This window comes from Coriobacteriia bacterium (genome assembly GCA_031292615.1).
GTDB lineage: Bacteria > Actinomycetota > Coriobacteriia > Anaerosomatales > JAAXUF01 > JARLGT01.
This window is the reverse complement of sequence record JARLGT010000104.1, coordinates 17124-29669: the sequence shown is the minus strand read 5'-3', so window position 1 is coordinate 29669 and position 12546 is coordinate 17124. Positions and strand designations below refer to the sequence as shown.

The window sequence follows — 12546 nt, the reverse complement described above, 5'->3', positions numbered from 1 at the left end:
TGGTTCCTTCCCTTCGATCGAACGTCGCGAGAGCTGAGATCAGCCCTCGAGGGATTCCTTGGCAACATCGAGGCGCTCGTGGAGACGCTCCTCGCTCATGCGCATCGTGTAGATCGCGTAGCCGATCATCAGCATGCCGATCTGCCCGATGATGAACGGGATGAGTTGGCTTGCATCCAGGCCGTTCGGTGTGAACACGACCGGGTGATCCGAGGGGATCAGGCGAGTGATGAGGAACGAGATCGGCGCGTCGATGAACGCGATGATGCAGAACACCGCAGCGTAGACGGCGCGACGCTCCTCGTCCTCGACCGAGTTGCGCAACACGAAGTATGCGATGACCAGCAGCGTCATGATGAAGTAAGTGGTGAGTCGCGGCTCCCACTGCCACCACACGCCCCACGAGGCCTTGGTCCACAGATCGCCCGTGATCATCGTCAGAATGACGAAGAGCAGCGTGACCTCCATCGCGATGCGCGACTTGGTGTCGTAGTCCTTGCGGCGCGTCATGAGGAAGCGGATGGCGAAGAAGGCCGCCACGCCGAACACGAGGAACGAAGCCTCGGCGACGGGCACGTGGAAGTAGAAGATCTTCTGGCTGAACCAGGCCTTCCCGTAGATGAAGCCTTGCGCGGTCTGGCCGAGCAACGGCCGGGCCGTGGTGACGGCGTTGGGGAACGTCGCCGTGCCGAATGTCACGACCGTGGACCGCCAGAAGGCCCAGAACAGGTCGATCGTCGTGAGAACTCCTCCCACGATGAGCAGGACGAGCGCAGTCCTGAGCTGTTTCACGCTTCCTCCTGTAGACGTAATCGGAGCTGTCATGCACCGATAATGAACTCGTAGAGACCGTATGCGGCCACAAGCATTATGACATCGTACGCGGCACCGATAGCCATCGCCGTCCAGAACAGGCTCATGTAGCCCGGATTCCCGATGATAATGGCCGACGTGGCGGCCACCGCTGCATACAGCAACGGGAACATGATCGGGATGAAGAGCACGGCCAAGATGAAGTCCTTGCCCGTCGTGTTCACCGACATTGTTGCCAGCAGCGTGCCGATTCCCGAGATGCCCACGGCGCCCACAAGCAGCGCCACAGCAATTCCCCAGATCGGGCCGACGATCGGCCTGCCCGACAGGAACATAAGCATGAAGATTGGGATGGTCAGCACCTCGACGATGAGCAAGAAGATGAGGTTGCCTACCGCCTTGCCGAAGAAGATCACTGGGCGGTCCAGCGGTGAGAGCAGCAGCGCTTCAAGGCAGCCTTGGTCCTTCTCGTGAACGAGCGAGCGGTTCAGCCCGAGCATCGAGGTGAAGAGGAACGCGAGCCAGAGTAGGCCGCCGGCGATGAGGCGTACGTCGAAGCCGTTTCCGGCCTGGGAGAGTGCCACGTAGTAGACGACGAGCGTGAGCAGTGTGTAGAGGCCCATGGACGTGAGCATCTCTTTCGTCCGCAACTCCATGACGATGTCCTTCTTCAGAATCGCCTTGAACTGGCGCATTGCGGAGATCTTAGCCACTACGACACCCCCATTCCGACCGTCGCTCGGTAGGTGTCCGCGAACTCATCGGGGTCGATCGCTTCGCGCTCGTCGAAGAGCACGACTTTGCCCTTGGCAAGAATCAGCGCGTGGCTGCACAGCTCCAGACCCTTCTGCAGGTCGTGGCTGATCATCACGAATGTGTGCTCGGCGCGAACCGCGGCGATGAGCGAGTCGAGGATGTCCATCGCGTGCGGGTCGAGGCCGGAGTACGGTTCGTCGAGGAAGATCACGTCGGGGTGGTGCAACAGAGCACGTGCGATAGAGAGTCGCTGCGTCATGCCGCGCGAGAACGTACGCACGGCGTCGAGTCGCCGGTGATCCAGCTCGACGGCCAGGAGCAGCTCGCGGACGCGCTCCTTCGGGTTGTCGATGCAGTACAGCTCGGCGAAGAACTCGAGGTTCTCCTCGGCGGTGAGGTCGGGATAGAGCAGAGGGTTGTGGCTGATGAAGCCGATCTTCTCGCGCAGCTCGACCGCATCCTGCACCACGTCGAGCCCAACGACTTTGGCGGTGCCGCTCGACGGGTTGGTCAGCGTCGAGAGGACCTTGAGCATGGTTGTCTTGCCAGCGCCGTTGGGGCCGAAGATCGATAGGAACGCGCCCTTGGGAAGGTCGAACGTGACTTTGTCCAAAGCCTTGCGCGCGCCAAAGGTCCGGGACAGGTCCCGGACCTCCAATGCGAGTTGTGTCGCTACGGGCTCGGCCATCAGCTACGCGGCCTTGGCACGACGCGGCTTGACAGTCGCGAGTTCGCGCGCGCCGCTCTTGGGCCATACGGCCAGCGCCGTCCCGAAAAGCAGCAGCATGAATCCGACCCATGAGAACCAGATCAACGGGTTGATCTTGACGTTGACGACGAGCGTGGAGCCCGAGCTTCCCTGGTACACCACGAAGATGTCGCGTAGCGGCTCCGAGTACACCTTCGCGTCCAAGCGGTTCTGCTGCGTCGCGGTGAAGTCGGTCATGCCCGGCATGATGGTTCCGAGCTGATTCCCACCGCGAGAGACAGCGAGCGTCATCTTCGAGGTCGTGTTGCCGTTAGCCAGCGTGGCGTCAGCCACGCCCTGATAGGTGAACGTGTAGTCGGCCATCTGGAACGTCGTGCCCGGCTTGTCCTGAACCATGAACGTCTGGTCCTGGACGTACATCGCCGAGCCGATCAGCCCGATCAGGATGACGCCCATGCCGATGTGCGCAATGTAGCCGCCCGACTGCGAGCGAGCCTTGGTGATGAGCGACCAAAGCGCCACTCCGAAGCCTTCGCCACGCGCATCGGCGCGCTTGCGGGCACCCTCGATAAAGAGGCTGATCGTGTTGGCGATCAGGATTGAAGCCACTAGCATGCCCAGAATCGCGACTCCGTGGTAGTACCAGGCGGGTCCAGCGCCTGCGAACTTCTTACCGGGGTCGCTGGTCTGCGTGACCATGAAGTCGTAGATCGGGCGCAGCGTCACGAACCACTCGGTGAGGAGGAGCGCGAAGATCACCGCAGCGCCGGCGAGCGACCACCTCAGGCGCTTCCAGAGCGATGGCCAGTCGGTGTTTCGCCACGACAACATCGGGCAGATGGCCAGAATGGCCAGATAGGCCACGCCGACCGGTCGGGCAACCGCGTCAAACGTGGTCGATGGCACGGACCTTCCTGCGAGCGGCAAGAAGCCCAGTCCAAGCTTGCCCAGCCCAGAGCTGATCGTCAGATAGGCGACGAGCCAACCAGCGACAAGCATGATGACGTTGTTGAAGTAGTAGGCCGCTTCCTTGCTGGTCAGCGACTCGAACTCGTCGTTGCCAGCAAAGGTCTTCCAGCGCCATATCAGCAGCGCCAAGGGCAGGAGAACGGCGACGATAATCATCGCGAGGAACAGCCACTGCGAAACCGGGTCAGGCTCGAATGCATGCACCGAGTCGACCAAACCCGAGCGTGTGATAAACGTGCCGAGGATAACAAGCGCGAACGTAGAGCTTGAGAGCACGACCGCCCAGCGCTTGAAGCCGTCACGCCGCTTGAACACCGTGAAGCTATGCAGAAGACCCACGCAGGTCAGCCACGGCAGCAGCGAGGCGTTCTCCACCGGGTCCCAGCCCCAGTAGCCGCCCCATCCGAGCACGACGTACGCCCAGATTGCGCCCAAACCTATGCCCGCACCTAGGAACAGCCAGCCGAAGACCGTAATGCGATCGACGATGTCGACCCACGCGCGAGTACCATCGTTGACGATGAGTGCTGCGATCGCGAAAGCGAACGGAATCGTCATGCCCGCATAGCCGATGAATAGCATCGGCGGGTGCAGAATCATCGCCCAGTGCTGCAGCAGCGGGTTCATGCCCCACGCTGCCGCCGAGCCGATCAGCTGGTGCGTCGCAGGGTCGATCGATTCGGCCGGCGTCACCTTAAACGGCGCGTTGGAGTCCGAGAAAAGCATCGCGGCCGTAAAGAGCGCGAGCACGACGTTGGTTACCAGCACGCCCATGTTCGAGAGTGGGTCGGTGATCTCGATGCGCTTCCAAGCTACGAACGATGCGTACAACGAGACGAACCACGCCCACAGCAAGAACGAACCCTCGCGGCCTGCCCACACACCGGACAGCGTGTAGAGCCATGCGAGGCTGGAGACGTCGCTGCTGTGATTCTGCGCGACGTACATGAAGGTGTAGTCGTGCCGGAAGAACGCAAGCGCCATGACGAGGATGGAGATCGTCAGCGCTCCGGTTGCGGCGAAGGTCGCGAGGTACCCGAAGTTGGTAAGACCCTCACCGGCTTTGGGGCCGGCAAGATGCCCAAAGAGCAGGGCACCGATCGAGATAACCGCAGCCGCAAACGCAAGCCACAGAGTCACCAGCCCGAATGTAACCATCCTATCGACTCCGTCCGTAGAGAGTTCATGTCAGCGCCGTACCCGGATGTGCCGGGCACGGCGCGTTCAGTTACATAGGGTGCTACTGACCTTGAGCCAGCGCCACCGAGGTCGCAGTGAAAACGTTGTCCGTGCCGAGAGTACCCGTAACCACGACCTGCGCGCCATCCTTGACGGTGTCAGGCAGGCCACCGGTGAACTTGACGGCGACGGCCGGGTCGCTGCCGTCGGCCTTCGAAGCTAGGAAGAAACGCTGGGCCGCGGTGGCCGAGCCGAGCGAACCGGGCTTGACGTAGCCGCTTACCTGCAGATTGGGCTTGCCGGCCATCGACGTGCCTTTGTTCAGCTCGCCGACCGGAATCGCGCCAACCGCCGAGCTGTATTTCGACGGGCACTTGGTGATCATCTCGTTCGCCTGGACGACGCCATTGCCATCCAGCGTGCCGGTGACGACCGCGACGACGCCATCGCCGAAGGTGTTGGGGGCGGTGCCGGTGTAGACGACCTTGAGCGTGGGGCCAGTACCCGCGGTGTCGCTCTCCTGCTTGATGGTGAACTTCATGGGGTTCGACTGCTTGTTCCACGAACCGGCGACTACGGCACCTTCCACCTTCACGCGGCCGCCGTTCTTGGCATCGCTCTTCACCTGGGCGATGGTGCTAGACACCGCCGACTGCTTGTTCCCGAGGGTAACAACGAGAACCGCAATCACAATCAGGATGATCGCGGTCACCCCGATGAGGCGCATCCGAGCACGCTTGTTCACGAACAATCACTCCTTCACAGCAGCCCAAAGGGCTGCGAAGCACCGTCGGAGGAAGGGCGCCGAGAACCGACGCGCACGAAAACGCACCCTTTGCCTGCCGCCTGCCTGAACAGATGGATACTAGCACCGCGAGCACGGGGGCGCCAGTTGAGAGTGGCGCAAAACGGGCCGCGGTTTCAGGTCGGTTTAAGAGCAAAACAGGTGCCGAGAGCAGTCAGTTCGGGCTCTTTACGCCTCAATCGCCGAATCGCGCTGAAGCCATTGGACGTCGGGGGCGAATCCCACGCTGTCCAGGAGCTCCTTGTAGCGGGCGGGGCTCAGCTCGGCAGACGCGCCATCGAGCGCAACCATCGTCGCCTCCATCACGTTGGTGCCAAACGACCGCCCCTCGAGCCGCGGAGTGGATGTCACAAGTAGCTCGGCCCCTCGCTCGCGCAAAAGCGCCACGTCCTCAGCGGTGGTCGTGTTGGTGATGACCCACTTCCCTCGCATGTCCGGGGGCAGGTACTTGCGCACGTATAGCCAATCGCCAGCGACGATGTCGGCCCAGCAGTACAGCGCTTCCATGCGAGGATTGGACTTCGGCGCCTTGTCCTGCTCGCCTCCGGTCGGGTAGAGCAAGGTGAACGGCAGCTGCACGACAATCGGCGTCAGAAGATGCACGAGGGTGACCAGCGAGCTCCAGCGTTTGATGATGATGGGGACGTCGATGGCGTACTCGAGATCGCCGAAGACCTGCTCGGCGCCGGCGGATTGTAGCGCCTCTGCCATCCCCCACCGGTCGACCGCCGACGTCATGAGCGTCTTCTTGCCGGTAAAGTCCAGGCCGCACTTGGTGCGTAGGTACTCGATCGTCGAACCCTCAACGGGGCCCTTGAGTCCCGAGCCGTCGAGCACGGGGGTCTGGTGGACGTCCTTGATGAGCCGCTTGGCGTCCCGGAAGTAGTAGGTGCGGCCTGCCGCGCGCAGGAAGTGGTCGATGCCGCCCATACCCAGTGCCGCCACCTTGCCGTCGAGTTCGGCAAAGCGGCTGGCTGCCTTGGCCAGATCGCCGTCCCAACCTTCTCGGCGGATGCGGAATCGCGTCCCTAGAAGGTCGAGCTCGACCTCGTGGTCGCGCTTGGACGAGCCGATTGACACGCTCACTACTTCTTTGATGGGAAGCCCCCTCGTACCGGGTCTGACGTGCTGGTTTCCAGTATATCCAAGCGAGGAGAAGTGCAACGCCGGTACCAATGGGTAACTTGCCAAATCGGCAGTCGGCCTACAATGCATCCATGGCCGAGAGACGACAGGACGCAAGCACGCCAGCACCAAGCGCTCGGGAGGTCTACGACGCCGTCTGTGCGGTCGTCACCCCTGTGTACTTGGTAGGCGGTTCGGTGCGTGACGCGCTGCTCGGGCGCGAGTCGGGCGACTTCGACTTCACCACCCCGCTCGATCCTGACGCTATCGAATCCCGCGTTCGCGCAGCAGGTCGCCGGCCGTACCTCGTGGGCAAGAAGTTCGGGACGGTGGCGTTCAAAGTCGAGGGCCAGACCGTCGAGGTCACGACCTTCCGCACCGAGGTCTATCCCGAGGACACGCGCAGGCCTCGTGTCGAGTTCGTCTCCGAGCTGGCCGAAGACCTCTCCCGCCGAGACTTCACCATCAACGCGATGGCGCTGGCGGGCGACGAGATTGTCGACCTGTACGGCGGGCGCGAGGATCTGGCCGCACGCACGATTCGCGCCGTGGGCGACGCACGCGAGCGCTTCGCCGAGGACCCCCTGCGCATGCTGCGTGCCGCACGATTCTCGGCACAGCTGGGCTTCGATGTGGAGCCAGACACCGTGGCGGCGATGCAGCGGCTCGCCCACCGCATCCTGCTGGTCGCCCGCGAGCGATGGGTCGCCGAACTCGACAAGCTGCTGGTCGGACCCGACGCGACGATCGGTCTGCGCCTGCTGGCCGAGACCGACCTGCTGCGCTACCTGCTCCCAGAGCTGCAGCTCCAAGTGGGTTACGACCAGAACTCGCGCTACCACGACCGCACGCTATGGGAGCACACGCTTGGCGTGGTGAGTGCCACCGCGCCCGACATCACACTTCGCTGGGCCGCACTGCTCCACGACGTCGCCAAGCCGTACATGCGAGTCGAGAAGCCGGGGCGCAGCACGTACGTCCGCCACGACCTGCTCGGCGGCGAGATCGTGGAGCGCACTGCGCTCTACCTGAAGTGGGGCAACAGGCGGCGGGAAGACGTCAAGCAGCTCGTCGCCACCCACATGCTCGCCGACAATCCCCTGCGCGAGGCCGACGACTCGGCCAAGCCGCCTCAGTCGCCTGAGGAGTAGCGCGCCGGGCGCGGCTCAGCAGAGGTTGCGGTCGTAGATGATGCGCAGGCCCTCGAGTGTCAGGTCCATGTCGACGTGCTCGATCGTGTCGCAGATCGGACCCATCCGCTCGGCCAGACCACCAGTGGCGATGACGGTCGCCTCGGCGCCCAGCTCGCTCCAGACGCGGCGCACGAGGCCGTCGACCATTGCAGCCTCGCCGAGCATGAGGCCGGCTTGGACGCTCGCACGCGTGTTGGTGCCTATCGCTTTGGCCGGCGCCTCGAGGTCGACCTTTGAGAGACGAGCGGCCTTGCTGAACAGTGCTTCGGCTGAGGTCTCGACTCCCGGCGCGATGGCGCCGCCCAGGTAGCCGCCGTCCTCGGCGATCACGTCGATCGTCGTGGCAGTGCCGAAATCGACGACTACTACCGGACCGCCGAAGCGCTCGAACGCCGCGACGCCATTGACGATGCGGTCGGCCCCCACCTCGTGTGGGTTGTCGTAACGGATGGGCATGCCGGTCTTCAGGCCTGGGCCCACGACCATCACATCGCAATGCGCGCCCACGCGCCCGACTTCTTCCCAAGCCGACGTCAGCCGAGGCACGACCGAAGCGAGAATCACGTGGTCGATCTGCCCCCACAAGAAGCCCGAGAGGGAAAGCAGCCCGGCGACCTTGACGCGAAGCTCGTCGCCGGTCAGCGACGCGTTGGTCGAGACACGCCAGTGCCCGACCAGCTCGGCGCCGTCGAACAGGCCCAGCACGGACTGTGTGTTGCCGACATCGACGGCGAAGAGCACGCGACCTCCTAGGTGGTGGATCTTGCAGCCGAGATGACGGCGCGGTGACGCGCCTCCGGCCTCCGCAGGACTGATGCTATCATCGGCGGGAGGCTTCGCGAGAGCAAGCCTGCAAACACACACGGCATCTACCTGCGCAAACGCGAACGCACCCGACACCGGGAGGCGCACTTTGAGCGAGAATCCGGCACGTATCCTCGTCGTCGACGATGAGGCGTCCATCACCGAGTTCGTGAGCTACAACCTTCGCAAGGAGGGTTACGAGGTTTCGGTCGCTTCAAACGGCGACGAGGCACTCGAACTCGCTCACGCAAACCCCTTCGACCTGGTCGTCCTCGACGTCATGCTTCCCGGCATGGATGGTTACGAGGTCTGCCGACGCCTTCGCGCCGAGTCCACCGTGCCCGTCCTGTTCCTCTCGGCACGCGATACCGAGCTGGACAAGGTCGTAGGGCTCGAGATCGGCGGCGACGATTACCTCGCCAAGCCGTTCGGCGTGCGGGAGCTGCAGGCGCGCGTCAAGGCGCTGCTGCGCCGCGCGCCCTCGGGCTCGCGCGAGGCCGCGATGGTCGGCGAGCGCATCGAGATGGCCGGCATCACCCTGGACGAGGCGGCTCACGTCGCCGAGGCCGACGGCCGGCTGATCGACCTGACCCCGCGTGAGTTCGAGCTGCTGGCCTGCCTGATGCGTCACGGCGGCAAAGTGCTTTCTCGCGACCAGCTGCTGCGCGAGGCGTGGGGCTGGGAGTACCTCGTCGAGACCAAGACCGTCGACACCCACGTCAAGCGACTCCGCGACAAGCTCGAGGCCGCAGGCGTCGATCCCGCGCTCGTCGAGACCGTGCGCGGGTACGGCTACCGCTTCCGCGCGGCTTAAGGCGCGTCGTGCGCTCGGCGCTCCGAACCCGCATCGCGCTCACGCTGATGGCCTTCGCCGTGCTCGGCGTCTTGGCTGGCGCAGCGGTGACGTTCCTGATGCCCGGCCGCCCGATCGCGCTGCCCACCGTACTGGTCGTCGCGGCGCTGCTCGCTTGGCTTGTCGGACGGCTTGCGGCTCGCTCGTTCGTGGCGCCGTTGGAGCGGCTCGGCGTGGCTGCGACCGCCTTCGCGTCGGGCAATCACCAGATGCGCGCCCAGGTCGAAGGGCCGCGCGAGACCCGCATCGTCGCCGAGGCGTTCAATCACATGGCAGCCGCAGTCGACAACGCAATCGACGAACTGAAGACCGAGGAGCGCCGCAAGACGCAGTTCGTCTCGGACGTGAGCCACGAGCTTCGCACTCCCCTGACCGCGATTCGCGGCGCCGCCGAGACCCTGCTCGATGGCGGCGTCGAGCCCGACGACGAGCAGCGCTTCCTCTCGACGATCGCGCTTGAGGCCGAACGGCTCGGCAGGCTCGCCAACGACCTGCTCACCCTGCAGCGTATCGAGGGCGCGACCGGCGAACTTCCGATCCGCCAGGTCGACTTGCGACTCGCGGCCGACCGCGCGCAGACGATGCTCGAGCCACTGCTGGAAGATCGCGAGGTCACGCTTTCTGTAAACGGCCGAGCACCGCTCGTGCTTGGCGATCTCGACCGGCTGCAGCAGGTCGTGCTCAACCTTGTCGACAACGCAAGCCGCATCGTCGGTCCTGGCGGACACGTCGTGGTGGAGCTGACCGCCGAGGGCGATCGCGCGGTGCTCTCGGTCATCGACGACGGGCCGGGCATCCCCGAGGCCGACCTGCCTCGGCTCTTCGACCGCTTCTACCGCGCCGACTCAAGCCGCACGCGCGCCAGCGGCGGGGCTGGCCTGGGACTGGCGATCGTTCGCGCGATCATCACTGCGCACGGCGGCCGCATTGAGGCGGCCAACATGCCGAGCGGTGGCGCGAGAATGACGGTGGTCCTCCCCGCGATTCCCGAGGAGCCCCACGTCGACTAGTCTCCGCTCGCCCTTCGTACCGCTGTCGCGATGACAACTGCAGCCGCCGCCTTGATCGCGTCGGGGACAAGGAACGGCAGCAGGGCGACGCCCGCGGCCGCGCCGACGGGCATGCCGGTCGTGACCACCAGCCAAGGAATGCCAATCGCATAGATCACGGCTTCGACGACGAGTACCGTCACAACAGCGGCGCCAATCTCGCCCATCGCGCCAGGAGCCCGTCGCACACCGCGATAGGCCAAGGCGCCGAGCCCGGCGGCCACGGGGAACGCCACCAAGAAGCCGCCGGTCGGCAGCGTGAACGCGGCGAAGCCTCCCACGCCGCCCGCGAAGACGGGCAGGCCGACCGCGCCCAGCACGAGGTAGACGCCCATCGAGGCGGCCGCCCACTCGGGCGCGAGCAGCAGCGCCGCGAGCACCACGAACACCGTCTGCAGCGTGAACGGCACCGGCCCGAACTTGATCTGAATCCACGAGGTTGCGGCCATCAGCGCGGCGACCAGCGCCGCCGAGACGAGTTCGCGAGTGCGCGAGCGACGCGTTGGAAACGCAGTGGCGTTCGGTGTGTCCAAGCTCATCGAGCACTCTCCGTTAACTCGGTGGCGATTGGCGGTTAACGGTAGCGGCGATTGGAAGCTCGGTCAAGAAGCGCACGCTACTCGCGGAGCGTGACCTCGCCGGCCACTACGGGGGTCACAGCGCCACTCTGCGCCCGGACGAGCAGCCGACCGCCCTCATCGACGCCGGTGACTTCACCTGCGGCCCGCACCGTCCCGGCCAGATCCCTCACCCGAACCTGGCGCCCTGTCAGCGCGAAACGCGCCTCGTATTCGCCCCGCATCGCCGGGAACCCCACAGAGCGCCACTGCTCGTATGCCTCGGCGATGCCATCGAGTTCTGCGGCCATTGCGCGGGCCAGGCCCACATGCTCCGCGACATCGGAGAGGTAGGCGGCTCCGGGCGTGCGCGGGGCATCGGCGGGCGGCCGCACGTTGAGTCCCACACCGGCGATCACCCAGTCGACAGCATCGGACTCCGCCGACATCTCCAGGAGGATTCCGGCAAGCTTCCCGTCGCCGAGCAACACGTCGTTGGGCCACTTGAGCAGTGGCCGGGCGCCGAGTGTCTCCAGTCCACGCACGACTCCGAGCGCCACTGCCAGGCCCAGCGACGCTGCCTCGACCGGTGCCACCGCCGGCCGCAGCACGACTGACAGGTACGCGCCGCCGTCGGGAGAGATCCACGTGCGCCCCAACCTGCCCCGTCCCGCGCTTTGCCGAGCAGCCAGCACAACGCTGCCTTCGGGTGCGCCTGCGCGTGCCAGCGCACGGGCGTCGTCGTTGGTGGAGCCAGTCTCGCCTCCGCCGGAGAGCTCGGCCCAAATCTGAGAGCGCAACAGCGGCTCGACCTCGCTCGGAAGCGGAAGGTCGGGCGCCGAGAGCAGCTGGTAGCCACTGCCGAGCACCGCTTCGATCTCGTAGCCGGCCTCGCGCAGCGCGGCCACGTGCTTGCCAATCGCGACGCGGCTCACGCCGAGCTGCCCGGCGAGCGCCTCGCCGCTGATGCCCGACGGACCTGCCCCGCGAAGCGCACTCAGGACGTCGCTGCGGGTCGTCATCGGTCGCCCCCCTGCTCGAACTCCTCGGCATTACGGGCAACGAGGCGCCGATCGTGGCGACGCTTGGCAATCCAGAGCGCAACCCCAACGGCGACGATAGCGAACCCCACCCACGAGACCGCGCCGAAGTACTTGAGTCCGACTCGGAAGTTGGCGCCCAGGAACCAGCCGACGCCAACGAGCGCCGCCGAGTATCCGATCGCCCCAATCGTCGTGTAGAGCTCGAACCAGAACAGGTTCATGCGGGACGCGCCCGCAATAGCCGGGGCGATGTTCTTGATCACGGCGACAAAGCGGGCCAGCAGGATCGTCACCGATCCATGCTGGACGAAGTACTCCTCGGTGGCCTCGATCGCCTTCTCGTCGATGCCGAATCTCGGACCCGCCCGCTCGATCAGCCCACGCCCACCTCGACGCCCGATGAAGTAGCTGACGTTCGCGCCGATGACGGAACCGACAGTGGCGACCGCGATGAGCAGCCACGGCGAGAGGTGCGAACCTTCGGCTGTGGTCGCCGCGACAGCGGCACCTGCAGTGATGACATCGCCCGGCGTGAAACTGCCTACGATGAACAGGTTCTCGAGCACGGTGGCGGCGAACACGATGCGGTAGCCGAACGCCGCGAGTGCTCCCAGTGCCCAAGCCAGAAGTGTGGAAAGTAGCTGCATCATGAGCCGTAGTGTCTCACGCCCTTAGCCCGCGGCGGTGACAC

At 65.0% G+C, this 12546-nt stretch carries 13 protein-coding genes; 3 read left to right on the top strand and 10 right to left on the bottom strand.

The window, feature by feature from the left end; genetic code table 11:
- Positions 1 to 39 precede the first annotated feature (39 nt).
- The 6 genes from ccsA (P4L93_09475) to P4L93_09450 all read right to left on the bottom strand — a co-directional run bounded on the left by ccsA (P4L93_09475) (position 40) and on the right by P4L93_09450 (position 6311).
- On the bottom strand, positions 40 to 792 hold the full coding sequence (ccsA, locus tag P4L93_09475; protein ID MDR3687171.1) for a cytochrome c biogenesis protein CcsA: 753 nt from the start codon (positions 790 to 792) through the stop codon (positions 40 to 42).
- 29 nt (positions 793 to 821) lie between these two features.
- On the bottom strand, positions 822 to 1508 hold the full coding sequence (locus tag P4L93_09470; GenBank protein MDR3687170.1) for a heme exporter protein CcmB: 687 nt from the start codon (positions 1506 to 1508) through the stop codon (positions 822 to 824).
- Between the two features lie 17 nt (positions 1509 to 1525).
- On the bottom strand, positions 1526 to 2257 hold the full coding sequence (locus P4L93_09465; GenBank protein ID MDR3687169.1) for an ABC transporter ATP-binding protein: 732 nt from the start codon (positions 2255 to 2257) through the stop codon (positions 1526 to 1528).
- Between the two features lie 3 nt (positions 2258 to 2260).
- Positions 2261 to 4405: a cytochrome c biogenesis protein CcsA gene (gene ccsA / locus P4L93_09460; GenBank protein MDR3687168.1), complete on the bottom strand. Its 2145-nt coding sequence runs from the start codon at positions 4403 to 4405 to the stop codon at positions 2261 to 2263.
- 82 nt (positions 4406 to 4487) lie between these two features.
- The gene (locus P4L93_09455) at positions 4488 to 5171 is read right to left on the bottom strand and encodes a cytochrome c maturation protein CcmE (GenBank protein MDR3687167.1); all 684 of its coding nucleotides are present in this window, start codon (positions 5169 to 5171) and stop codon (positions 4488 to 4490) included.
- 228 nt (positions 5172 to 5399) lie between these two features.
- On the bottom strand, positions 5400 to 6311 hold the full coding sequence (locus tag P4L93_09450) for a quinate 5-dehydrogenase (protein MDR3687166.1): 912 nt from the start codon (positions 6309 to 6311) through the stop codon (positions 5400 to 5402).
- A 137-nt stretch (positions 6312 to 6448) separates the two neighbouring features.
- On the opposite strand from P4L93_09450, the gene P4L93_09445 reads away from it, so the two are divergent.
- Positions 6449 to 7507, top strand: a complete 1059-nt coding sequence (locus P4L93_09445; GenBank protein MDR3687165.1) for an HD domain-containing protein — start codon at positions 6449 to 6451, stop codon at positions 7505 to 7507.
- 15 nt (positions 7508 to 7522) lie between these two features.
- Here P4L93_09445 and P4L93_09440 read toward each other — a convergent pair whose 3' ends face one another.
- Positions 7523 to 8290, bottom strand: a complete 768-nt coding sequence (locus P4L93_09440; protein MDR3687164.1) for a type III pantothenate kinase — start codon at positions 8288 to 8290, stop codon at positions 7523 to 7525.
- A gap of 172 nt (positions 8291 to 8462) precedes the next feature.
- On the opposite strand from P4L93_09440, the gene P4L93_09435 reads away from it, so the two are divergent.
- Positions 8463 to 9167: a response regulator transcription factor gene (locus P4L93_09435; protein MDR3687163.1), complete on the top strand. Its 705-nt coding sequence runs from the start codon at positions 8463 to 8465 to the stop codon at positions 9165 to 9167.
- An 8-nt stretch (positions 9168 to 9175) separates the two neighbouring features.
- Complete coding sequence (locus P4L93_09430) at positions 9176 to 10216, top strand: ATP-binding protein (protein MDR3687162.1); 1041 nt, start codon at positions 9176 to 9178, stop codon at positions 10214 to 10216.
- Here P4L93_09430 and P4L93_09425 read toward each other — a convergent pair.
- The 3 genes from P4L93_09425 to P4L93_09415 form a co-directional block, all read right to left on the bottom strand.
- Complete coding sequence (locus tag P4L93_09425) at positions 10213 to 10794, bottom strand: biotin transporter BioY (protein MDR3687161.1); 582 nt, start codon at positions 10792 to 10794, stop codon at positions 10213 to 10215. The two genes, P4L93_09430 and P4L93_09425, sit on opposite strands and share 4 nt — an antisense overlap.
- Positions 10795 to 10871: 77 nt before the next feature.
- Complete coding sequence (locus tag P4L93_09420) at positions 10872 to 11834, bottom strand: biotin--[acetyl-CoA-carboxylase] ligase (protein MDR3687160.1); 963 nt, start codon at positions 11832 to 11834, stop codon at positions 10872 to 10874.
- Complete coding sequence (locus P4L93_09415; protein MDR3687159.1) at positions 11831 to 12505, bottom strand: DedA family protein; 675 nt, start codon at positions 12503 to 12505, stop codon at positions 11831 to 11833. Before P4L93_09415 ends, P4L93_09420 begins: the two co-directional genes overlap by 4 nt.
- Between the last annotated feature and the right edge of the window lie 41 nt (positions 12506 to 12546).